The following is a 22,377-nucleotide window of genomic DNA, read 5'->3' on the forward strand; positions in this document are numbered from 1 at the left end:
TTTTCCAGAAGGGCTCTTTACATGCTCAAGAAGATCATGGCCTCGGCAGCGGTTGCCGTCTCCGTCGTCGGCGTCTCCGCCGCGGCCGCCCCGTCCGCCATGGCCGTCGCCAACGACGGCGGCACCACGACGGTCAACGGCAACGGCGCCTCGCAGGCGTACGGGAACTCCGAGACCCACGGCGACTGGAGCCCGCAGTTCGCGCTGATCCAGGGCTCGCTGAACAAGCCCTGCATCGCCCTGCCGGCCAAGGCCAACCTCGGTTCGCTCGTCGGCCTCGTGCCGATCTCGGTCCAGGACATCAACGTCCTGTCCTCGCCGCAGAACCAGCAGTGCACCGAGAACTCCACCCAGGCCAAGGGTGACGAGGCCCTGTCGCACCTGCTGAACGACATCCCGATCCTCTCGGGCAACGGCACCGGCAACAACTGAGACCGGGTAGCCCCGGTCCGCACCGCGTGACCGCGTGGGGCCGGTCCATCCGTACGGCGACCGTTCTTCGCCGGACCGGACGGACCGGCCCTTCGTCATGTGGGGGCGCCTCCGGCCGGGGCATCCGGTTGGGCCGGATGCCGTAGCCCCGGCTGACGATCCGGGCCCGGCCGGGTAGGGCATCTCCATGGATCCGTACGACAGTCAGACCCCGCAGAGCAGAGAGCCGTGGCCCGCACCGGGCGGCACACCGATCTACGACCGGCTCGTCGCCGAGTGGCGGGCGGCCGGGCACGGCCACCCGACGGCCGAACCGCACCAGGAGCCCGCCCCGCGTCGCAGCGGCGGATTCGTACCGGCGGCACGCACCTCGGACGAGGCTCCCGGCGGCTGAAGCCCGGGGGAACTGGGCAGTGGCGTCGACCTTGCGCCGGATCGAACCCATTTGAGTGGTACTGCGCAACCGATCGGGACCCTCGGCAGTTGATCAGTACGTTCCACAACGGGACGCTCCGAAAGGTGAAGTTGATGAAGAAGATGATGGCCGGCGCCGCAGTGGCCGTGTCCCTGCTCGGTCTGTCCGCAGTCGCGGCTCCCACGGCCATGGCGATCGGCAACGACGGTGGCACCACCACCGTCAACGGCAACGGTGCCGAGTCGGAGATCGGCAACGCCGAGACCGAAGGCAAGTGGAGCCCGCAGAACCAGCTCGTCCAGGGCACCCTGAACAAGCTCTGCGTCGGCCTGCCCGCCAAGGTCAACGTCGGTTCGCTCGTCGGCCTCGTGCCGGTCACGGTCCAGGACATCAACGTCCTGTCCAACCCGCAGAACCAGCAGTGCACCGACAACTCCACCCAGGCCAAGGGCGACGAGCCGCTGTCGCACATCCTGGACGACATCCCGGTCCTCTCGGGCAACGGCGTCGGCAACAACTGACGCGCCACAGCCTGACGTTTCGCGTGCGGGCGGTCCGGGGGTCACTCCCCGGGCCGCCCGCCCTCGTTGTCCCGGCACCGCGCCCGCGCACCACCGGGGAACGCGGCGATGCCCACCACTCCACGGGGGGTGGTGGGCATCGCCGTGTCCCGGTGACCGGGGGAGGGGGGAGCGTCAGCCGAGCGAGCGGACCGGGAGCAGGCAGTGGGCGGCGGTACGGACGACCTCCTCGTTCGTCGCGAAGGCCCGCAGCTGGTCCTCGGTGACCGGCTGCCCCGGAACGGCCTCCGGCCACGGGGTGGTGGCGAACATGCCGTACACCTGGCCCTGCCCCAGCGCGGCCGCGAGCCATTCGTCGGGGGCCGGGTACTGCGCCTTGAGGTGAGGCATCGTCAGGACGGCCTGGCCCGCCTGGACGAGGAGCTTCGCCTGGATGCCGGGGGCCTCCGCCGCGTCCTGGATCGGGCCGCCGACCTGGAGGCCCGCCCGCTCCAGCGCGACGCGCAGCGCCTCCCGGCCGACCACCGGACCGTCCTGCCCGTCCCCCAGCGAGTAGGCGAGGAGGTAGGCGGTGTCCTGGTCGGCGTCGGGCTGCCGGCTGCTCCAGCCGATCAGGATCTGGGTGCCCAACTGGGCCGGTGTGAACGTGCCGGTGGAGGTCTGAGGTGTGGTCATGACCGGCACCCTAACGGCCCCGGACCGGTCGGTATGCATGCGTATCACCCGATCGTGGGAGATCGGGGAGATCGCGGGGTAACTCCGGCGCGGGCGCCGGAAAACCTGTTGACGCCGCCGGGAGCGGCGCGGCTAAGCTCGGCGGCGTAAGAGAGCAGGGAATGCGGGACCCGAGGAATCAGGAGGTGAGGACATTGATGACTGTCGTTGCGATGGGCGCTGCCCACAACCAGAAGAGCTCTGTTCCCACCCCCGTGGCCACCGGCTGACCCACATCACACCCATCCCGCGCCGAGCGCGCGGTGCCGGGGCCACCCTGTGAAGGGTTTCCCTTGTCTTCCTCGTTTCTTCCGGTTCCCTCCTCCTCGCACCCGCTGACTCCGTGCGGCTGGGACGACGACTGGGCCGCCGCCTTCTCCCCCTACGCCGAGCAGGGGCTCGTGCCGGGGCGGGTCGTGCGCGTGGACCGCGGTCAGTGCGACGTGATCACCCCCGGCGGCCCGGTCCGGGCCGACACCGCGTTCGTGGTGCCGCGCGACCCGATGCGGATCGTCTGCACCGGTGACTGGGTGGCACTCGACGCGGACGGCGACCCGCGGTTCGTCCGTACGCTGCTGCCGCGCCGTACCGCCTTCGTCCGCTCCACCTCCTCGGAGCGGTCCGAGGGCCAGGTGCTCGCCACCAACATCGACCACATCGTCATCTGCGTCTCGCTCGCCGTGGAGCTGGACCTCGGACGGATCGAACGCTTCCTCGCGCTCGCCCTGTCCAGCTCCGACGGTGCCGCGCTGCTGGGCGACGGACACGGGCCCGGGGAGCACCGGCCCGAGCCGATCGTCCTGCTCACCAAGGCCGACCTGGTGCCCGACGCGGTCACCCTGTCCCACCTCGTCCAAGACGTCGAGGCCATCGCGCCCGGCGTCCAGGTGCTCCCCGTCAGCTCCACCACCGCTGAGGGGCTGGATGTGTTCGGCGCCGTCGTCTCCGGCGGTACGAGCGTGCTGCTCGGCATCTCCGGCGCCGGCAAGTCCACCCTCGCCAACACTCTGCTCGGCCGGGACGAGATGGAGGTGCGGGCCGCCCGGGACGTCGACGGCAAGGGCCGGCACACCACCACGACCCGCAACCTCCTGCTCCTGCCGCACGGCGGCGTCCTCATCGACACCCCCGGGCTGCGCGGAGTGGGGCTCTTCGACGCCGGGACCGGGGTCGGCGAGCTGTTCGCGGAGATCGAGGAGCTGGCGGCCCGGTGCCGGTTCCACGACTGCGCGCACCTGAGCGAGCCCGGGTGCGCGGTCCTCGGCGCGCTGGAGGACGGCACCCTGCCCGACCGGCGGCTGGAGAGCTACCGCAAGCTGCTCCGCGAGAACCAGCGGATCGTCGCCAAGACCGACGCCCGGATGCGCTCGGAGATCCTGAAGGACTGGAAGCGCAAGGGCGCCGAGGGGCGGGCGGCCGCGCACGCCAAGCGGGGCGGCCGGGTGCGGTAGCCGACTACGTACGCGACGTCCGAAAACCGCGAGTGCGGCAGCTGCGGCTGCCGCACACTGGACGGTGTGATGGACGACCGGACCAGATACGAGGCGGTGAGCAGCCGTGACGCGCGGTTCGACGGCGCGTTCTTCTTCGCCGTCGTGACCACCGGCATCTACTGCCGGCCGAGCTGCCCCGCCGTCACCCCCAGGCGCGCCAACGTGCGCTTCTACCCGACGGCGGCGGCCGCCCAGGCGGGCGGCTTCCGGGCCTGCCGCCGCTGCCGCCCCGACGCCGTGCCCGGCTCCGCCGAGTGGAACGTCCGCGCCGATGTCGTCGGCCGGGCCATGCGGCTGATCGGTGACGGCGTGGTGGACCGCGAGGGCGTCCCCGGACTCGCCGGGCGGCTCGGCTACAGCGCCCGGCAGGTCCAGCGCCAGCTCAACGCGGAGCTGGGCGCCGGACCCGTCGCGCTCGCCCGCGCCCAGCGCGCCCACACCGCCCGGGTGCTCCTCCAGACCACCGGCCTGCCCGTCACCGAGATCGCCTTCGCGGCCGGGTTCGCCAGTGTGCGCCAGTTCAACGACACCATCCGCCGGATCTACGCCCGCACCCCCAGCGCCCTGCGCGCGGAGGCCGGAACCGGGCTCGGCGGGGGCCGGGGCGAGGGGCTGCGGGCCGGAATCCCGCTCCGGCTCGCCCATCGGGGCCCGTACGCCACCGGCGCCCTGTTCGACCTGCTGGGGGAGGGGGCCGTGGCCCGGGTCGAGGAGATGGCCGGGGAGCCGGGGCGCCGCACCTACCGGCGTACGCTGCGGCTGCCGTACGGGACCGGGATCGCCGCCGTCGACGAGGCGTCCCCCGGACCGTGGCTGGAGGCCCGGGTCCACCTCACCGATCTGCGCGACCTGACCACCGCCGTACAGCGGCTGCGGCGCCTGTTCGACCTGGACGCCGATCCGTACGCCGTCGACGAGGCCCTAGCCGCCGACCCCCGGCTCGCCCCGCTGGTCGCCGCCCGCCCCGGGCTGCGCTCGCCGGGAGCGGCGGACCCGGAGGAGGAGGCCGTACGGGCGCTGGTGGGGCGGGAGCGGGCGCGGGAGCTGGTGGAGCGGTACGGGAAGGTGCTGGACGTGCCGTGCGGCGCCCTCACCCATGTGTTCCCCGAGCCGGGCGTCCTGGCCGGGGCCGCCACCGAACCCGCCCTCCGGACCCTGGTCACCGCGCTCGCCGACGGGAAGCTGCGGCTGGACGCGGGGGCCGACCGGGAGGAGGCGGAACGGACCCTGGCCACGCTGCCGGGGGTGGACGGGCCGACCGCCGCGCTGATCCGGATGCGGGCCCTCGGCGACCCGGACGTGGACCCGTGCGGGACAGCGGGGGCCGAGCGGTGGCGGCCGTGGCGCTCGTACGCCGTACGCCATCTGGAGACGGCCGCGCGAGAGCCAGCTCTCCGCGCCGGGCGGCGTCAGCCCCGGATCAGCGCGCCCAGCCAGGCCCCCGCCACCAGCAGGCAGGCGAACAGCTCCACCAGCACCGCGTAGCCCGTCGCCCGCATCACCGAGCGCACCGACGCCCAGCCCGCCCCGCGGCTGCCCAGCCGCAGCCTCTCCGCCCCGTAGATCGCCCCCACGAACCCGGCGACCCCGCCCACCACGGGCACCACGAAGAACCCCACGATCCCCGCGACCCCGCCGAGCAGCACCGTCCGGCGGGGCGCGCCCGACTCGGCCGGGCGGCGCGGCGGCAGCAGCGGCTTCAGGGCCTGGTTCAACAGCATCAGGGCCGTTGCGCCGATCAGTACGCCCCAGGCCGTCGGGGACATGTCCGTCAGCGCCCACCACAGGACAGCCGCCCAGACGATCGCCTGCCCCGGCACGCCCGGCACCAGGACCCCGACCAGGCCCAGCAGCATGACCAGGCCCACGGCGACGAGCTGCCACACACTCATCCGACCAGACTGCCGGAGAGTGCACCGCTCCGCCCGTCAGCGCACCCCCGCGACCTGCGCCGATGGTGAGCCGGGCGGCCCGGAGCGGGCGACCCAGCCGCGTTCGTACGCATGCCAGCCCAGCTGGAGCCGGGTGGAGACCCCGGTCAGCTCCATCAGCCCCTTGACCCGGCGCTGCACGGTCCGCAGCCCCAGCTCCAGCTGTTTGGCCACGCTGGCGTCGGTCAGCCCGGCCAGCAGCAGCGACAGGATCTCCAGATCGGTGGGGTCGGGCCCGACCCCGTCCTCGCGCACCCCGCAACCGCCCTCGCCGAGCCGCAGCGGCATCGCCTCGCGCCACACCGCCTCGAAGAGGCCCATCAGCGACTCCAGCAGCCCGCTGGCGTGCACGACCAGGGCGGCCGGCTCGGCGTCGCGCCCGGTCAGCGGGACCATCGCCGTGGCCCCGTCGGCGATCATCAGCTTCGTCGGGACCCGGTCGACCACCCGGCACTGCTCGTCGCGGCTCAGCGCGGCCGACAGCTCCAGGATCCCCGACGGCAGCGACAGCACCTCACGCTCCACGACCACCCGGTAGGCGACCCCGCGCGAGGCCGCCCGCTCCTCGGACTCGTTCTCCGTCCCGGTCACCGCGATCGGCTTCCCGGTGACCAGGGCGCACACCTCGGACGCGGCCCCCAGCTGCAACTGGTGGAACCGCTGGGTGACCGCCGCCGCCCCGGTCACCACCTCCACCAGATCGTGCACCTCGGGCTCGCTCGCCTCCGCCCGGTACTCCTCGGCCAGCAGCGCCGACGCCAGCTCCGCCTGCTCCAGCTCGTGGCGCTGCTGGATCAGCAGCGCCCCCAGCGCCACCCCCGGCGGAGCCGCCACCCAGCGGCCCGGGCGCGCCGAGGACTGCGCGGCCAGCCCCTGCTGCTCCAGCCGCCGCAGCACCCGCTCGGTCTCCGCCTCCGGAAGGCCCAGCCGGTGCGCGAGACCGGAGAGTTCCGCCGCCCCCGCCGCCACCAGCGCGCGGTACGCGGCCTCCTGCCTCTCGTCGAGACCTATCGCCCCCAGCATTCCCCGACCCTCCCCAGGTGTCGTGATCACGCGTCGCAGCGCCCGTTCCGGCCGGTCGGCCGTGGCGGAAAAGGGCCACGGCGTAAACCCGCCGCGCACATCATCCCCTGTCCCCCTGGCCCCTCTGCCAGTGTGGCGCCACCGCAGCACCAACAACCTCCGGAATGCGGCCTCTTCGGCTGCTTCGTTCCGGAACGACCTGGGGAGAGCGATGCGCCCGATATCGCGTACGGCACTCGGGGCGGCGTCCGCCGCCGTCCTCGCCGTCACCGCGATCGCACCGTCCGTGGCGGCGCCACCGGACGAGCGAGCCGCCGACCGACCGCTCACCGGCCGTGCGGCCCCGGCCGGCCCGAAGCCCGTCACGCTGACCCTCGTCACCGGCGACAAGGTGCTGGTGACCACGGACGCCTCGGGCGCCTCCGCCGCCACGGCCCTGCCCCGCCCGGACGGTTCCACCCCGCTCGTCCAGACCCGGCAGTCCGGCCGCGACCTGTACGTCTACCCGGACACCGCCGTCTCCGCGCTCGCCCGGGGCGCCGTCGACGAGGAACTCTTCAACGTCACCGGACTGATCCGCCAGGGCTACGACGACAGCCGCACCGGCTCCGTCCCGCTGATCGCCACCTACACCGGCGACACCGCCCGCACCGCCCCCGCCACCCCGCGCGGCGCCGAGCGCGGCCAGGCCCTCGGCGTGATCGACGGCCTCGCGCTGAAGGCCGACAAGAAGCGGACCGCCGCCTTCTGGGCCGACATCACCGCACCCCGCTCCCGGGCGGGCTCCGGACTCAAGAAGCTCTGGCTGGACCGCAAGGTTCAGGCCACTCTCGACAAGTCGACGAAACAGGTCGGCGCCGACCGTGCCTGGGCCGCCGGATACGACGGCACCGGCACCAAGGTCGCCGTCCTGGACACCGGCGCCGACGCCCAACACCCGGACCTGGCAGGCCGGATCACCGCAGCGCAGAACTTCACCGACTCCGACACCACCGACGACCGCCAGGGCCACGGAACCCATGTCGCGTCCACCGTGGGCGGCTCCGGCGCGGCCAGCGACGGAAAGAACAAGGGCGTCGCGCCCGGCGCCGGCCTCATGGTCGGCAAGGTCCTCAACGACAGCGGCTCGGGCGCCGCCTCCTGGATCATCGCGGGCATGCAGTGGGCCGTCGACAACAAGGCCGACGTCGTCTCCATGAGCCTCGGCAGCGCGGAGCCCACCGACTGCACCGACCCGATGAGCCTGGCCGCCGAGGAGCTGGGCAAGAACAAGGACACCCTGTTCGTGGTCGCCGCCGGAAACCTCGGCCCGTCCCTGAACACCGTCTCCTCGCCCGGCTGCGCACCCGGCGTCCTGACGGTGGGCGCGGTCGACCGCGACGACACCACCGCGAACTTCTCCAGCCGGGGCCCCACGATCGTCTCGCACACCCTCAAGCCCGAGATCACCGCACCCGGCGTCGCCATCTCTGCCGCGTCCGCCGGGGGACGAGGCTCCCAGGCGTACCGGGCCATGTCCGGTACGTCGATGGCGGCCCCGCACGTCGCCGGTGCCGCCGCCGTCGTCAAGCAGCGCCACCCGGAGTGGAGCGCCCAGCAGGTCAAGGCGGCGCTGGTCTCCTCCGCGAAGAGCGCCGTCCCCGGCGACGTACGCGAGATCGGAGGCGGCCGCCTCGACGTCGACCGCGCGATCCGTACGCCGGTGCTCGGCGCCCCCGCCCTCCAGGGCGGCACCTTCAACTGGCCCCAGGACAGCAGCGATCGCACCACCGTCTCCGTGCCGTACACCAACACGGGCGACAAGCCGGTGAAGCTCTCCCTGAAGGTCGCGGGCGTCACCGGCAACGACGGCTCGGCCGTCCGCTCGAAGGCCGCCACCCTCGGCCGGAAGTCCGTCACCGTGCCCGCCGGGGCGAGCGTCGAGATCCCCCTCGCCCTCGATCCCACCGCGCGCCTGACCGCCGCCCAGTACGGGGACGTCACCGGCCGGGTCCTCGCCACGGCCACCGGGGGAGTGGCGGTCTCCACCCCGTTCTCCCTGTACGTGGCCCCGGAGACCGTCACCCTGCGCGTCAAGCTCATCGACCGGGCGGGCAAGCCCGCGGACGGCGTCTCCTCAGTCGACCTCATCGGCACCGACACCGCCTCCGGCGAACGCCGCTTCAACGAGGGCGCCACCGACCAGACGTACCAGCTCCGCCCCGGCGCCTACTTCGTCTCCAGCTTCATCGCCACACCCGACACCACGGACGCCACCGGCCAACTCGTCGCCTCCGTCGGCTATCTGGCACGCCCTCAGCTGAACCTGACCAAGGACACGACCCTCGTCCTGGACGCCCGGAAGGCGCACCGCCTGCGGGTGGCCACCGAGGACCGGGCGAGCGAGACACGCGGCGCGACCCTTTCGTTCGGGCGCAGTTGGGACGACACCTGGCTGCACGCCGGGTCGATCTCCGGGTCCGGGACCGTGAAGGACTATCTGGTGGATGTCCAAGGGAAGGCGAAGGGCGGGGAGTTCGAGTTCGCCTCCTTCTGGCGCGCCTACGCCCCGCAGATCCAGAAGTTCTCCCTCATCGGCGGCGCCGACCTGCACCCCCGGCCCGCCACCACCGGCTCGGTCAACCTGGACGGCACCGGCCGCGCCGAGGTCGTCGACGCCGGTACGGGCACCCCGGCCGAACTGGCAGCCGCCGGGGCGCGGGGCAAGGTCGCCCTGGTGAAGGTGGACGACGGGGCATCCAGCGTCCTCACCCAGGCGCGGGACGCCGAGGGGGCCGGAGCCACCGCGCTCCTGGTGCACCGCCCCTCGGCCGGTGACTGGAAGCCCGGCGTCGGCTACGGGGCCGCGCCCCTGCCGGTCCTCGGCCTGCGGGCCGACGAGGCCGCCGTACTGACGAAGGCGCTCGGCAAGGGGAAGGCCGAGGTCTCCTGGAAGGCCACCGCCGTCAGCCCGTTCGTCTACAACCTGTCCTTCCCGGAGAAGGGGCAGGTCACCTCGGACCGCACCTACAAGGTCCGGGACAGGAAGCTCGGTTCGGTCGTCTCCACCCATGAATCCATGGGCGTGGCCGCCGACTTCGTCGATACGCTCCTGGTCTCCCGGCCCTACGGCGCGACGTTCGGCGCGTCCGGCACGGACGTGGTCGCCGCACCGGGCAGGCGCACCGAGTTCTACACGGCGGGCGACACCGTCTGGCAGAAGATGCTCTCGTCCAGCTTCCCGTGGGGCGAGCTGATGACGGGCAAACCCCGTACGTACCAGGCCGGTCGGACCGCGACCGAGGCGTGGTACCGGGGCCTCATCGTCCCCGGCGCCCCACGGGACGCGGAGGGCGGGGAACTGCTCGCCGGTGAGCGGCAGGACAACGTGATCGGTGTCGCACCGGCGTTCATGACCGACACCGAACACATCGGTCAGCAGGGCTCGTTCGGCGACATCGGCAACGTAGAGCTCAGCCGGAACGGCGAATCCGTCGGGAGCAGCGGCTACCCGTTCGGCGCCTTCACCGTGCCCGCCGAGGACGCCGCGTACGAACTCACCCTGACCACCGCGAAGATCGGCTCGCCCGCCGCCGTCTGGAAGCGGTCCACCCAGACCGAGACCACCTGGAAGTTCCGTTCCGAGCGGAAGCCGGAGGTCGAGTCGCAGGGGCTCCCGCTGCTCTTCCCGCGCTACGACGTTCCCGCCGACGGGATGAAGACCGTCCCCGCGCAGGACGGTCAGCGCATGGGCCTCACCGCCACCGGCCACGCGGGCTACACGCCCGGCAGGCTGACCAGGGCCGCGGTCTCCTTCTCGTACGACGGTGGCGAGACCTGGCACGCGGCCGCCACGGCCCAGCAGGGCGGCCGGTGGACGGCGACCGTGGACCACGCCGGGGCGGCGGGGCGGACGGTCACGCTGAGGACCGAACTCACGGACGCGCACGGCAACTCCGTCGTGCAGACCGTGAACGACGCCTACGCCGTACGGTGATCCACCGATCCGACCAGCCGCTGAACCGGTGATCCGCTGATCACACCGACCGGTCCGCCGGGCGTCCTTCCCGTGGGGGGTGGGGCCGCCCGGCGGACCTCATTTCCGGGCCACTTTTTCCGGATGCCCCGTTTTCGGGCGGGGTCCGCGGTGGACAATAAGGGCATGAGTCAGCAGGGGGAGAAGCCCGCCGCCCATGAGGACGACTGGTGGCGGAAGCTGTACGACGACACCGCGCCGGACGCCGGTCCGAGCAGCGCGCCCGACAGCCTCGACGACCGCTTCGACTCCGTGTCGGACACGGTGAGCCAGGCGGTGGGCCACCAGCGGGAGACCGCTGGCGCCACCACCGACCGGGACGCGTACGCGGGGCCGGCTCCGGAGCGGAGACCGGAGCCGGTGCCGCGGGTGGAGGAGGAGCTGAAACCGGACTCGGAGGAGGAACTGCCTCCGGCGTCGCAGCCGGAGCTGAACCCGCAGCCGGAGCTGGACCCTCAGGCGGAGCGGAGACCGGACGCGCACCCGGACCTGCGGTCGGAGCTGAAGCCGCCCCCGCAGCCGGCCCCGCCGCGGGAGCGGAAACCGGACCCCCGTACGGCCTGGGACCCCTACCGACAGCCCGAGTCCTACGAGGAGCCGGAGAAGAGGCCGGAGCCGGAGGCGCGCCCCGTCGCCGTCCCCGGTCCCCGTAACACCGTCTTCCCCGCCCCCTGGGAAGCCCCTGCCGCCCCGCCCGGCCCCCGCACCTTCGCCGCGCCGAAGCCGCCCGAGCCCGAGCCGCCGCCCGCCCCGCCGGTCGCCGAACCCGGCCCCGCCCCCGACCCCAGCGCCCTGCACGAGCTGCCCCCGGACTGGGCCGCGAGCGACGCACCGGCCGACGGGGGCGGCGGGGCCCGGCCCCTCGTCGGCCATCTTGGGGACCGGCCGCCCACCTATGACGCCGAGCCCGCCGCCCTGCCCGCCGCCACCTCGGAGAACCTGGACACCCTGGTCCCCGACACCGTGCTGGACGGCGCGCGGTACGGGGCGTACACCCTGCGGGCCGCCTCCGTGCGGGGCGACTCCGCCCGGTTCCGGGGCGAGCCCCGGCGCGACGCGCTGCTCACCGCCCGGTTCGGGGCGGGCGAGAGCGCCCTCGTGCTCGTCGCCGTGGCCGGGGGCGTACGGGGTGGGGAAGGGGCGCATCTCGCGGCGGCCGACGCCTGCCGGTGGATCGGCGGGGCTGTGGCCCGCAGCCACGCCCGGCTCTCCGAGGACATAAGGGCGGGCCGCCGGGCCGACCTCAAGTCGGGGCTGCACCGGCTCACCGACCGTACCTACGGCAAGCTGCGGGCCCGCGCCGCCGAACTCGGCCTCGAACCGGGGGAGTACACCACCAGCCTGCGGTGCCTGTTGCTCTCCGCCGACCCCGACTGCCGCACCCGGGTCTTCTTCGGCGTCGGCAGCGGCGGCCTCTTCCGGCTCCGCGACGGGCTCTGGCAGGACCTGGAGCCGGTGATTCCGGAGGAGTCCGCCTCATCCGGCGACGGCGTGAGCGAGGAAGGGCCGGAGGGCGACCGGCTGACCATGGACCTCCAGATCACCACGCCCCCGTCCCCGTACAGCGACGGCCCCGCCCCGCCGCCCGCCGAGCTCTTCCGCTTCCGGGCCTCCGTGGCCCGCCCGGGCGACACACTGATGCTCTGTAGCAACGGGTTCGCCGAGCCGATGCGCGGTGAACCGGAGCTTCCCGACGAGCTGGCCGAGCGCTGGGGCCCGCCGGGGCCGCCCGGGCTGCCCGCCTTCCTCGCCGACACCCAGCTCCGGATCAAGGGGTACGCCGACGACCGCACGTGCGCGGCCGTCTGGGAGGCGTAACCGCGCACGTCGTGGGTTGATGGACTCCGGAGGCCGTACGTCCGGCCGATGTTTCGGCCTCCGGAGTCCGGACAACCGACAGTGCACGGAGCACGGGGCAAGGGAAGGGCGCACACCCATGGCCAAGCAGAACGTGGCGGAGCAGTTCGTCGACATCCTCGCCAGGGCGGGCGTCAAGCGCCTGTACGGCGTCGTCGGCGACAGCCTGAACCCCGTCGTGGACGCCATTCGGCGTAACTCGGCCATCGACTGGATCCATGTCCGGCACGAGGAGACCGCCGCCTTCGCGGCCGGGGCCGAGGCGCAGATCACCGGGAACCTGGCGGCCTGCGCCGGCTCCTGCGGGCCGGGCAACCTGCACCTCATCAACGGCCTGTACGACGCGCACCGCTCCATGGCCCCGGTCCTCGCCCTCGCCTCGCACATCCCCTCCAGCGAGATCGGGCTCGGCTACTTCCAGGAGACCCATCCGGAGCTGCTCTTCCAGGAGTGCAGCCACTACAACGAGATGATCTCCAACCCGGAGCAGATGCCGCGCCTCCTCCAGACGGCCATCCAGCACGCCATCGGCCAGGGCGGCGTCAGCGTCGTGACGATGCCGGGCGACATCGCCTCCAAGACCGCCCCCGAGAAGACCGTCGAACACGCCCTCGTCACCTCACGGCCCACCGTGCGCCCCGGGGACGACGAGATCGACAAGTTCTGCCGAATGGTGGACGAGGCCAAACGGGTGACGCTGTTCTGCGGCAGCGGCACGGCCGGTGCGCACGCCGAGGTGATGCAGTTCGCCGAGAAGGTGAAGTCCCCGGTCGGGCACGCGCTGCGCGGCAAGGAGTTCATCCAGTACGACAACCCGTACGACGTCGGCATGAGCGGGCTGCTCGGCTACGGCGCCGCCTACGAGGCGACCAACGAGTGCGACCTGCTGATCCTCCTCGGCACGGACTTCCCGTACAACGCGTTCCTTCCGGACGATGTGAAGATCGTCCAGGTCGATGTCCGCCCCGAACACCTGGGGCGCCGCTCCAAGCTGGACCTCGCGGTGTGGGGTGACGTACGGGAGACGCTGCGCTGTCTGACGCCCCGCGTGCAGCCCAAGACCGACCGCAAGTTCCTCGACCGGATGCTGAAGAAGCATGCCGACGCACTGGAGGGGGTCGTCAAGGCGTACACCCGCAAGGTCGAGAAGCACACCCCGATCCACCCCGAGTACGTCGCCTCCGTGCTGGACGACATGGCCGACGAGGACGCCGTGTTCACCGTCGACACCGGGATGAACAACGTCTGGGCCGCCCGCTATCTGACGCCCAACGGCAAGCGCCGGGTGATCGGTTCGTTCTCCCACGGTTCGATGGCCAACGCGCTGCCGCAGGCGATCGGCGCCCAGTTCACCGACCGGAACCGGCAGGTCGTCGCGATGTCGGGCGACGGCGGATTCTCCATGCTGATGGGCGACTTCCTCACCCTCGTCCAGTACGACCTGCCGGTGAAGGTGGTCCTGTTCAACAACTCCTCGCTGGGCATGGTGGAGTTGGAGATGATGGTCGGCGGACTCCCGGCCTACGGCACCACCAACAAGAACCCGGACTTCGCCGCCGTGGCCCGCGCCTGCGGGGCGTACGGGGTGCGGGTCGAGAAGCCCAAGCAGCTGGAGGGCGCGCTGAAGGATGCCTTCAAGCACAAGGGGCCCGCGCTCGTCGATGTGGTGACCGACCCCAACGCGCTCTCCATCCCGCCGAAGATCAAGGCCGACATGGTCACCGGCTTCGCCCTCTCGGCGAGCAAGGTCGTGCTGGACGGCGGAGTGGGCCGGATGCTCCAGATGGCCCGCTCCAACCTCCGTAACGTGCCCCGCCCTTGAGGGTCGTGGCACTCAGGCCGGGGTGAGCCGTACCGTCAGGATCTGGAACGGCCGCAGCTCCAGGACCAGGCCCCGGTCGTCGGTGACCGCCGGGTGCAGCGGCTCCTCCAGCAGGTCGGTGATCTGCGCCCGGATCACGGGGAAGGCCACGCTGAGCCGGGCATCCGCCCGGCCGCCCGCCGACTCGTAGAGCCGTACGATCACATCCCCGCTGCGGTCCTCCGCGAGCTTGACCGCTTCCACCGTCACGGCGGGATGCCCGGTCTCCACGAGCGACGGCACGGCCGGGGCCACCGCCGCCCGCAGCGGCAGGTTGAGCGCGAGCCCCTCCCGTACCGCGTCGGTCACCTCCGCACCGGGCGCCAGTGCGTAGCGGAAGCGGTGCGTGCCCAGGTCGGTGTGCGGGTCCGGGCTGTGCGGGGCGCGCAGCAGGGTGAGGCGGACGGTGGTGCCCACACCGCCGGCGTGGAGCGGGGCGCGCGTCACATCGTGGCCGTACGTCGAGTCGTTGAGCAGCGCGATGCCGTAGCCGGGCTCGGCGACCCGCAGCCAGCGGTGTGCGCAGATCTCGTAACGGGCCGCGTCCCAGCTGGTGTTGGTGTGGGTCGGGCGGTGGACATGGCCGAACTGGATCTCTGCGGTGGACCGTTCGGCGTGCACGTCCAGCGGGAAGGCCGCCTTGAGCACCTTCTCCGACTCCTGCCAGTCCACCTCGGTGTCGATGTCGAGTTGCCGGCTCCCCGCCGTGAGCCGCAACTCCTGTACGAGGGTGGACTTCCCGAACGTCCGCACCACCCGCACCGCCGCCCGCAGCGGGCCCTCCTCGATCGGCGCCACCGTATCGGCGCCGGTCAGATCGGTGCGGGTGCGGCGGTAGTGCCGGTCGAGGTCCCAGGCGTCCCAGTGGTTGGGGTGGTCCGGGTGCAGCTGGAGGAGGTTGGCCCGCCCGCCCGGGACCAGCACCTCGCGCCCCGCCGCCAGGTCCCGCACCCCCGACACCAGCCCGTCCCGGTCCACGGTGACCCGCAGCAGCCCGTTGTCCAGCACGATGCCGCCGCCCTCGGCCACGGCCACCGTCACCGGACGCTCCGGCACCGCCGCCCCGTCCAGCAGCCCCGCCCCGAGCCCCGGACTCCTGGCGAGCACCGCCGCCCGGCCCTCGCCCAGCTCCTGGACATGGGCCCCGGACGGCAGCACCCCGGCCGCCTCCGCGTCCAGCTCCATCACCTGACTGCGCTCGTACGGCGAGGAGTTGAGCGCCACCATCCCCTCGGCCGCACCCAGCGAGGTCACCGCCTCGGCGACCAGCTCCGCCAGCTCGGCCCGCACCTCCTCGTAGGTGTCGCGCGCCTCGCGGTGCACCCAGGCGATCGACGAGCCGGGCAGGATGTCGTGGAACTGGTGGAGCAGCACGGTCTTCCAGATGCGGTCCAGCCGCTCGTACGGGTAGCGGTAGGAGGAGGGCGAGCGCAGGGCCGCTGCCGTCGCCCACAACTCGGCCTCGCGCAGGAGGTGTTCGCTGCGGCGGTTGCCCTGCTTGGTCTTCGCCTGCGTGGTGTACGTCGCCCGGTGCAGCTCCAGGTAGAGCTCGCCCGACCAGACGGGAGCCTGCTCCCCGTACTCCTCCTCGGCCGCCGCGAAGAAGGCCGAGGGCTTCTCGATCTCCACCCGGGGCGAGCCCTCCAGATCCCGCAGCCTGCGGGCCCGCTCCACCATCTCCCGGGTCGGGCCGCCCCCTCCGTCGCCCCAGCCGAACGGGACCAGCGAACGGGTGGCCCGGCCCTTCTCGGCGAAGTTCCGCTCGGCGCGGGCCAGTTCGCGGGCGTGCAGCTGTGCGTTGTACGTGTCGACCGGCGGGAAGTGGGTGAAGACCCGGGTGCCGTCGATGCCCTCCCACCAGAAGGAGTGGTGCGGCATCCTGTTGTCCTGGTTCCACGACAGCTTCTGGGTGAGGAACCACCGCACCCCCGCCAGCCGGGCCAGTTGAGGGAAGGCGGCGGTATAGCCGAAGGAGTCCGGCAGCCAGATCTCCTCCGTATCGACCCCCAGCTCCTCCCGGAAGAACCTCTTGCCGTGCACGAGTTGGCGGGCCAGCGCCTCCCCGCCCGGCATGTTGGCGTCCGACTCCACCCACATCGACCCGACCGGCGCCCACTGCCCCGCCGCCACCGCCTCCTTGATCCGCTCCCAGATGTGCGGCTGGTGCTCCTTGACCCAGGCGTACTGCTGGGCCTGCGAGCAGGCGAAGACCAGCTCCGGGTAGTCCTTGGCGAGGGCGGTGACATTGGCGAACGTACGGGACGCCTTGCGGACGCTCTCGCGCAGCGGCCAGAGCCAGGCCGAGTCGATGTGGGCGTGCCCGGCCGCCGAGATCCGGTGGGCGCTCGCGGAGGCGGGGCGGGTCAGCACCTCGGTGAGCGCGGCCCGCCCGGCGGCCGCCGTACCGGAGACATCGTGCAGGTCAAGGGCGTCCAGCAGCGCTTCGAGGGCGCGCAGGATCTCGTGGCGGCGCGAGCGGTCGGCGGGCAGCTCCCGCATCAGCTCGGAGAGCACCTCGATGTCCAGGACGAGATGCCAGACCTCCTCGTCCAGCACCGCGAGGTCGGCGGAGGCGAAGCGGTACAGCGGCCGGTCGCCCGCCGTCCGGATGTCACCGAGCGGCGTCGGCTCGAAGCCGTGCTCCAGGACGGCCGGGTTGGCGGCCGCCTCCAGGAGCAGACCGACCGGTTCGCCGCCCGCCGCCGGGTGGGCGACGGTGAGGTGGCGGTTGCGGGGATGAACACCCTTGAGGGGGACGCCCAGATGGTCGTACAGCATGCCTTCCGCCTGGAACCCGGGCCCCTGACCGGTGAACCCCGGGTCGATGACCACCTCCACCCGGCGCCCCGCCCACTCCTCCGGGACCGCCCCCGTGAGCCGGAACCAGCTGGTGGACCACGGCTTCCCCCACTCCGTACCGGCCGTGAACGGCTCGTACGCCGCTTCCAGGGCCTCGGCCACCGGCACGGGCTCGCCCGGCGCATGCCAGACGGACAGGGCCAGCGGGGCGCGGGCGGCGTACTGCGCGGGGCGGATGAACTGGTGCAGGGCCCGTTCCAGACGGCCCTCCACCAGGGTGCGGTCGTCGTGCATCTCGGCTCCTCCGGGGCTCCGCCTGGTTGCTGCTGTGGCCCAGGATCATTCCCCCGGCACCGCCCGGAGCACCCCTGGAAGCGTGTGCGGGGCCAGTCTCCCCGTGCGCCCCCCGCTGCCTCGGCCCGCGCTCTTCTCTCCGGCCCTGCCAAGCGTGACGGTGTGCGTACAGGGGCATGCATCCCGTGAGGCCGTTCGACGGACGGCCGGGACGAAGGAGGTCGGATCGCGGTGCGGGCGGGGGACATGGTGAAGCGTCAGAAGAGGGCCCAGGCCGGCGAGGGACGCGGCCCCCGGGGGCGGAGACCGGGCGTTGCGCCGCAGCAGCCGGCCCGGATGCACCGCAGGGTGGGCCATACGGAACGGTCGGCGGTGGGAGAAGTCCGGCGTGAACTGCGGGAGTTCCTCCGACATCGCTCCGGCCCCGAACAGATCGAGGCGGCGGAGCTGCTGCTGAGCGAGCTGGTGACCAACGCGCTGATCCACACCCGGCACGGGGCCGTGGTCACCGCGACGGCGACCCCCGTGGCCTTACGGGTGGAGGTCCAGGACTTTGAAGCGGACCTGCCCGCGCCGTACGTACCGAACGCCGACGACGGTACGCACGGCAGGGGGCTGATCCTGGTGCGGAGCATGGCCGACGCCTGGGGGGTCGAGGCGCGGGCCCTGGGCAAGGTGGTCTGGTTCGAGCTGCGCGGCGGAGGGGGCTGACCGGCCGCCCTCGGGGGTGGCGCGACCGCCCCCCCCAGGAGTTGGCCGGACCGGCTCCCTCAGAGGGATGCCCGACCGGCCTCCTTCCGGGGGCGGCCGGAACGCGTCCTCAGCCGAACTGCTGCTCCAGATCCTTCAGTTTCTGTTCCAGCGAGTCGAGTCGGGGGAGTGCCTGGGTGTCGTCCTCGGCGGTGAGGTCGACCGTCCGTGCGTCACTTCCCGGGTTCGAAGGGCCGAGGCTCTTCGAGCTCGAACCGTCCGCCGGCTGGGTCGGGCCGACGGCTTGCAGGGATGGCCGGGGTCGCAGAGGCAGCTGACCCGGCTCTGCTATGGCGGGCTCCGCGACGGGCGGCGCCGCGCCGCCCGACGCCGGGGCGAGGGCCGGGACGTCCACCTGGTGGCCGGCCCGGTCGCCGCGTCCCCAGACCCGGTTCTGCCGGTTCAGGGCCTTGATGCGGGCCCGGTCCAGCTTCTCCTGGTCGCGTCGGCGCAGCCGGTCCTGCTCCCGCTCCTTGCGGTCCTCCCGCACCTCGTCCACCGCCTCGTCCAGCGTGCGGACGCCTTCCAGGAGCATCAGCGACCAGGCGCCGAAGGTCTCCCGGGGCGCCCGCAGCCAGCGGACGATCCGGATCTGCGGCAACGGACGGGGCACCAGGCCCTGTTCGCGCAGCGCGGCCCGGCGGGTCTGCTTCAGCGCGCGGTCGAAGAGCACCGCGGCCGACAGGGACATGCCCGCGAAGAAGTGCGGCGCACCCGCGTGGTCCATGCCGCGCGGGGCGTGCACCCAGTTGAACCAGGCGGCGGCCCCGGCGAACGTCCACACCAGCAGCCGGGAGCCGAGCGCCGCGTCTCCGTGGCTCGCCTCCCGTACGGCCAGCACGGAACAGAACATCGCGGCGCCGTCCAGTCCGAACGGGACCAGGTACTCCCAGCCGCCGGTGAGGTTCAGGTTCTGCCGGCCGAAGCCGACGAGCCCGTGGAAGGAGAGCGCGGCGGCGACGGCCGCGCAGCAGAACAGCAGGACGTAACTGGCGGTGGCGTACAGCGCTTCCTTGCGCCTGCGGCGCTCCTCGCTGCGTTCCCAGGAGTCGTCGGCCGCGGCCTTGCCGGCGGCACGCTTGCCGCGTGCGACCACCGTCACCGCCGCCATGACTCCCACGAGCAGCACGGCGCCCGGAAGCAGCCAGTCAAGCGATATGTCGGTCAGTCTCATGCGCGGTCCCTTGCGTCACGTAGGGCGTTTCGTGCGCCATCGTGACGGAATTCCCGTCCCGCTCCGCGGGTTTCGGGACAAGAGCACGCCATGGGGGTGGGAGAGGCTATCGATGGGTGGAATCTTCTCGAACGGCCGCGCGGTTCAACCGAGTTGCGTTCGATTCCACATCATCCGGACGGGCGGTGTGGATCAGGAAGCGGCGGCGAGCTTCCGCACCCGGTCCGCGTCACAGGTACGCGGGCAGGTGACACACGTGTCCTCGGGACGCAGCGTGTAGAAGAGGCAGCAGCTCGCCCGGTCCCGGGTCGGCAGCGACTGCCCCTCGGGTCCGGTCAGCTCACGGAAGCCCGCGGTGCCGACGTACGGCTTCGTGGTGCCGGGGAGCAGCAGCTCCAGCTCGGCCATCGCGCGGCGCTCCTCGCCGAGCAGGTGCGCGACGTACCAGAGGCCCTCGACGATCTCGTCCGTCGCCATCCCCCACAGCGCCCGCTTCCCCCGCCGCATGCGCGGCCCGAACCCCGTCAGCACCGGCTCCAGGTGCTCGGTGAGGGCGGCCAGGACCTCGGCCCGCAGCGCCTCCTCGTCGGCCACCACCCGGGCGCCGGGCAGGGCGGCCGCCGGGTCGTCCGGCAGGCAGGCGAACTCGCGGACCCGCACGGTCATGTGCCCCAGCGCCCGCTGGAAGGCGACGTCCTCGACCGGGATGCGCGGCACCCGCCGTTGCAGGAACCAGGGCACGGTCACCAGCAGGCAGGCGGGCCAGGCGTACCGGTGGAGGCCGAAGCTGGCCACCACGTCGGGGCGGGCCTGCTGTCCGTAGTCCCGCAGCACCTGGGCGTTGTCCCAGGCCAGGAAGGTGTCCACGGCGGCTCCGCCGGCGGCCAGCTCGGCCGCGCCGACCCAGCCGGCGCCGGACGGGGCGCTCGCGCCCTCGTCGAGGACCTCGGCGCGCAGCCCGGGGAAGACCTCGGTCAGACGGGCGTACGCGGCGGTCACAGGGGACGTCGCGGCGCCGGTGAGCAGCGGAGTGAGGGTCATGCAGGGACCACCGAATCGGGATCGTTTGCAGGTAAGGCTTACCTTACCCGACGCGATCGATGTTTGAACTGCGGCCTCCTCCCTCTATCGTGCACGGGGGGCCGGGCCCGCGCGAGCCGGCCCGCGCGACACCCTCTAGGAGGTCCGGGTGGAGGAGAGCAGCGCGCGTGAGGGCGTACGGCCGCCGTACCTGCCCGGCGCGTACGCGGGCGCCCCGGCGGCCGGCCGGGTGCCCGAACAGGTGCGCGGCGACCGTCCGCAGGACATGGCCGCGGTCCGGGGCGAGCACACCCACAGCGAGCCGCCCGCCCCGCGTGTGGTCCGGCACTCCGTCCGGGGCCAGATCCTCCAGGCCCTGCGCGCCGCTCTCGTCGACGGCGAGCTGACCCCCGGCCAGGTCTACTCCGCCCCCGCGCTCGGCGCCCGCTTCGGGGTCTCCGCCACCCCGGTGCGCGAGGCGATGCAGCAGCTGGCCACCGAGGGCGCCGTCGAGGTGGTGCCGAACCGGGGCTTCCGGGTCAGCGAGCGCGGGCCCCGTGAGCTGGCGGAGCTGGCCGAGGTACGTGCCCTGATCGAGGTACCGGTGATGCTGCGACTGGCCCGCACCGTTCCGGCGGAGCGGTGGAGCGCGCTGCGTCCGCTGGCCGACGCGACGGTCACGGCGGCGGCAGTGGGCGACCGGGCGAGCTACGCCGAGTCCGACCGGGCCTTCCACCGCGCGGTCCTCGCCCTGGCGGGCAACGAGCAGCTGGTGGCGGTCGCCGACGAGCTGCACCGCCGCTCGCAGTGGCCGCTGGTCGCGGGCCCCGCCACGCGCCGGGCCGACCTGCTGGCGGACGCCGCCGAGCACACCGCGCTGCTGGACGCCCTGACCGCCCAGGACCTGGCCGTCGTCCAGGCCCTCGTACGGGAGCACTTCACGGGCGCGGAGGGCTGACGGGCCGCGCGGGGGTGCGCCCGCGTGCGCGGTCCGGCGCCGTCCGGCCTCGCCACCGGGCCTGCGGGCGACGGCCCCGGCGTACGCTGTTCGGCCGCGCGCCCCGGCCTGCCGGTGACGGCCGCCCGCGTACGCGGTCCGGCCTCGCGACCCGGCGTACGCCGTCCGGCCGGTCACCCGGACGGGCCGTGCTTACGCCGTCAGGTCGGCCACCCCGATGCGCTGGGTGTACGCCGTCCGGCCGATCACCTCGACGAGCCGGGGCGCCCCCGGCGCCGTCCTCAGCTCGCCGCCGCCGGCCGGGGCCCCGGGACCCCGAGGTGCGGCGCCAGCCAGGTCGGCACGCCGCCGAGCAGCCGGAACAGCCGGCCCGCCTCCGCGCGCAGCCTGGCCGCCTCCGGTTCGGGCTCCGCCTCCGCCAGCGAGATCAGCGCCGGGGCCGTACCGACCAGATAGCCCAGCTCCTCCCGGATCCGCAGCGACTCCGCGAACCCGTGCCGGGCCTCGGCCAGCTCGCCCTCCTGGAGCGCCAGGGCGGCCAGGTGGCGCCAGGTGAAGGAGAGCAGCAGCTCGTCGCCGCGTGCGGCCGCCCCGGCGTGCGCCCGGCGGTACGCGGCGCGCGCCGACTGCGGGGAGTCCGCGATGTTCTGGGCGATCAGCCCGCGCCGGAAGTCCAGCAGCGGCCGTCCGGGTGCGGTGGGCGCCAGCAGTGCCGCCGCCCGGCTCAGCGCCACGCTCGCCTCGTCGGCCCGGTCCCGTACGCCCAGCAGGGTCGAGGCGTAGGCGAGGTGGCCCCGCTCGCAGGCCGCCCCGCCCCGCTCCTCGTCGGTGCGGGCCAGCGCCTCCGCACTCCGCAGCGCGTCCTCGGCGTCGGTCCAGCCCTCGCCGGTGTAGAGGCACCGTTCGGTCAGCAGGGCGGTGCGCTGGATGGCCGCCGCCGGGTCGTTCGCCGCGTGCGGCTCCAGCAGGGCGGCGGCATCGGTCCAGCAGGCGCGGGACCGCAGCCGCCATACCGCTGTCTGGAGCGGCGGATCGTCATCTGCTGTCGTTCCGGAACCAGACATGGCGGTATCCGCCACATTGCCCTCCCCGAGCGCGCCATTGTGCTGTTGAGTCTGGC

General features: G+C 73.2%; 17 protein-coding genes. 10 read left to right on the forward strand and 7 right to left on the reverse strand.

Going from position 1 to position 22,377, the window contains the following annotated elements; genetic code table 11:
- The first annotated feature begins 21 nt into the window (after positions 1-21).
- From GTY67_RS28985 to GTY67_RS28995, 3 genes are all read left to right on the forward strand, one after another.
- Positions 22-432, forward strand: a complete 411-nt coding sequence (locus GTY67_RS28985) for a rodlin (RefSeq protein ID WP_093686517.1) — start codon at positions 22-24, stop codon at positions 430-432.
- A 187-nt stretch (positions 433-619) separates the two neighbouring features.
- Entirely contained in the window at positions 620-826 is a 207-nt protein-coding gene (locus tag GTY67_RS28990; RefSeq protein ID WP_093686518.1) for a hypothetical protein, read from the forward strand.
- Positions 827-960: 134 nt separating this feature from the next.
- On the forward strand, positions 961-1,368 hold the full coding sequence (locus tag GTY67_RS28995) for a rodlin (protein WP_093686519.1): 408 nt from the start codon (positions 961-963) through the stop codon (positions 1,366-1,368).
- 174 nt (positions 1,369-1,542) lie between these two features.
- On the opposite strand, the gene GTY67_RS29000 is transcribed toward GTY67_RS28995, so the two are convergent.
- Entirely contained in the window at positions 1,543-2,043 is a 501-nt protein-coding gene (locus GTY67_RS29000) for a DUF5949 family protein (protein WP_093686520.1), read from the reverse strand.
- A gap of 332 nt (positions 2,044-2,375) precedes the next feature.
- Here GTY67_RS29000 and rsgA point away from each other — a divergent pair, with 332 nt between their 5' ends.
- Together rsgA and GTY67_RS29010 are read left to right on the forward strand one after the other, a co-directional pair.
- Positions 2,376-3,533: a ribosome small subunit-dependent GTPase A gene (gene rsgA / locus GTY67_RS29005; protein ID WP_161280910.1), complete on the forward strand. Its 1,158-nt coding sequence runs from the start codon at positions 2,376-2,378 to the stop codon at positions 3,531-3,533.
- A gap of 69 nt (positions 3,534-3,602) precedes the next feature.
- Positions 3,603-5,060: a DNA-3-methyladenine glycosylase 2 family protein gene (locus GTY67_RS29010; protein ID WP_161281633.1), complete on the forward strand. Its 1,458-nt coding sequence runs from the start codon at positions 3,603-3,605 to the stop codon at positions 5,058-5,060.
- Here GTY67_RS29010 and GTY67_RS29015 read toward each other — a convergent pair.
- Positions 4,985-5,467, reverse strand: coding sequence for a DUF456 domain-containing protein (locus GTY67_RS29015; protein WP_161280912.1), 483 nt, complete (start codon positions 5,465-5,467; stop codon positions 4,985-4,987). The two genes, GTY67_RS29010 and GTY67_RS29015, sit on opposite strands and share 76 nt — an antisense overlap.
- A gap of 36 nt (positions 5,468-5,503) precedes the next feature.
- Entirely contained in the window at positions 5,504-6,529 is a 1,026-nt protein-coding gene (locus tag GTY67_RS29020; protein ID WP_161280914.1) for a LuxR family transcriptional regulator, read from the reverse strand.
- Between the two features lie 211 nt (positions 6,530-6,740).
- Between GTY67_RS29020 and GTY67_RS29025 the strand changes: the two genes are divergently transcribed.
- The 3 genes from GTY67_RS29025 (at position 6,741) to GTY67_RS29035 (ending at position 14,223) form a co-directional block, all read left to right on the forward strand.
- The gene (locus GTY67_RS29025; RefSeq protein WP_161280916.1) at positions 6,741-10,505 is read left to right on the forward strand and encodes a S8 family serine peptidase; all 3,765 of its coding nucleotides are present in this window, start codon (positions 6,741-6,743) and stop codon (positions 10,503-10,505) included.
- 165 nt (positions 10,506-10,670) lie between these two features.
- Complete coding sequence (locus GTY67_RS29030) at positions 10,671-12,362, forward strand: protein phosphatase 2C domain-containing protein (RefSeq protein ID WP_161280918.1); 1,692 nt, start codon at positions 10,671-10,673, stop codon at positions 12,360-12,362.
- A 118-nt stretch (positions 12,363-12,480) separates the two neighbouring features.
- Positions 12,481-14,223, forward strand: coding sequence for a pyruvate dehydrogenase (locus GTY67_RS29035; protein WP_093686526.1), 1,743 nt, complete (start codon positions 12,481-12,483; stop codon positions 14,221-14,223).
- A 12-nt stretch (positions 14,224-14,235) separates the two neighbouring features.
- Here the strand turns inward: GTY67_RS29035 and GTY67_RS29040 are convergent, their stop codons facing one another.
- Positions 14,236-17,355, reverse strand: a complete 3,120-nt coding sequence (locus GTY67_RS29040; RefSeq protein ID WP_161280920.1) for a glycoside hydrolase family 38 C-terminal domain-containing protein — start codon at positions 17,353-17,355, stop codon at positions 14,236-14,238.
- 348 nt (positions 17,356-17,703) lie between these two features.
- Between GTY67_RS29040 and GTY67_RS29045 the strand changes: the two genes are divergently transcribed.
- The gene (locus GTY67_RS29045) at positions 17,704-18,066 is read left to right on the forward strand and encodes an ATP-binding protein (RefSeq protein ID WP_093686641.1); all 363 of its coding nucleotides are present in this window, start codon (positions 17,704-17,706) and stop codon (positions 18,064-18,066) included.
- A 109-nt stretch (positions 18,067-18,175) separates the two neighbouring features.
- On the opposite strand, the gene GTY67_RS29050 is transcribed toward GTY67_RS29045, so the two are convergent.
- Together GTY67_RS29050 and GTY67_RS29055 are read right to left on the reverse strand one after the other, a co-directional pair.
- Complete coding sequence (locus tag GTY67_RS29050; protein ID WP_161280922.1) at positions 18,176-19,279, reverse strand: DUF2637 domain-containing protein; 1,104 nt, start codon at positions 19,277-19,279, stop codon at positions 18,176-18,178.
- A gap of 192 nt (positions 19,280-19,471) precedes the next feature.
- Entirely contained in the window at positions 19,472-20,320 is an 849-nt protein-coding gene (locus tag GTY67_RS29055; protein ID WP_161280924.1) for a (2Fe-2S)-binding protein, read from the reverse strand.
- Positions 20,321-20,468: 148 nt separating this feature from the next.
- Between GTY67_RS29055 and GTY67_RS29060 the strand changes: the two genes are divergently transcribed.
- Complete coding sequence (locus tag GTY67_RS29060; protein WP_093686530.1) at positions 20,469-21,257, forward strand: GntR family transcriptional regulator; 789 nt, start codon at positions 20,469-20,471, stop codon at positions 21,255-21,257.
- Positions 21,258-21,538: 281 nt separating this feature from the next.
- Here GTY67_RS29060 and GTY67_RS29065 read toward each other — a convergent pair whose 3' ends face one another.
- A complete protein-coding gene (locus GTY67_RS29065) occupies positions 21,539-22,321 on the reverse strand; it encodes a hypothetical protein (protein ID WP_202462386.1) in 783 nt (260 codons plus the stop codon).
- Positions 22,322-22,377 lie beyond the last annotated feature (56 nt).

The sequence above is a fragment of the Streptomyces sp. SID8374 genome (genome assembly GCF_009865135.1).
Taxonomy (GTDB): domain Bacteria; phylum Actinomycetota; class Actinomycetes; order Streptomycetales; family Streptomycetaceae; genus Streptomyces.

Bases quoted from the DNA above. Each gene is read 5' to 3' on its own strand.
- GTY67_RS28985 (WP_093686517.1), top strand. From the start codon at position 22: ATGCTCAAGAAGATCATGGCCTCGGCAGCGGTTGCCGTCTCCGTCGTC.
- GTY67_RS28990 (WP_093686518.1), top strand. From the start codon at position 620: ATGGATCCGTACGACAGTCAGACCCCGCAGAGCAGAGAGCCGTGGCCC.
- GTY67_RS28995 (WP_093686519.1), top strand. From the start codon at position 961: ATGAAGAAGATGATGGCCGGCGCCGCAGTGGCCGTGTCCCTGCTCGGT.
- GTY67_RS29000 (WP_093686520.1), bottom strand. From the start codon at position 2,043: ATGACCACACCTCAGACCTCCACCGGCACGTTCACACCGGCCCAGTTG.
- GTY67_RS29010 (WP_161281633.1), top strand. From the start codon at position 3,603: ATGGACGACCGGACCAGATACGAGGCGGTGAGCAGCCGTGACGCGCGG.
- GTY67_RS29015 (WP_161280912.1), bottom strand. From the start codon at position 5,467: ATGAGTGTGTGGCAGCTCGTCGCCGTGGGCCTGGTCATGCTGCTGGGC.
- GTY67_RS29020 (WP_161280914.1), bottom strand. From the start codon at position 6,529: ATGCTGGGGGCGATAGGTCTCGACGAGAGGCAGGAGGCCGCGTACCGC.
- GTY67_RS29025 (WP_161280916.1), top strand. From the start codon at position 6,741: ATGCGCCCGATATCGCGTACGGCACTCGGGGCGGCGTCCGCCGCCGTC.
- GTY67_RS29030 (WP_161280918.1), top strand. From the start codon at position 10,671: ATGAGTCAGCAGGGGGAGAAGCCCGCCGCCCATGAGGACGACTGGTGG.
- GTY67_RS29035 (WP_093686526.1), top strand. From the start codon at position 12,481: ATGGCCAAGCAGAACGTGGCGGAGCAGTTCGTCGACATCCTCGCCAGG.
- GTY67_RS29040 (WP_161280920.1), bottom strand. From the start codon at position 17,355: ATGCACGACGACCGCACCCTGGTGGAGGGCCGTCTGGAACGGGCCCTG.
- GTY67_RS29050 (WP_161280922.1), bottom strand. From the start codon at position 19,279: ATGAGACTGACCGACATATCGCTTGACTGGCTGCTTCCGGGCGCCGTG.
- GTY67_RS29055 (WP_161280924.1), bottom strand. From the start codon at position 20,320: ATGACCCTCACTCCGCTGCTCACCGGCGCCGCGACGTCCCCTGTGACC.
- GTY67_RS29065 (WP_202462386.1), bottom strand. From the start codon at position 22,321: ATGTCTGGTTCCGGAACGACAGCAGATGACGATCCGCCGCTCCAGACA.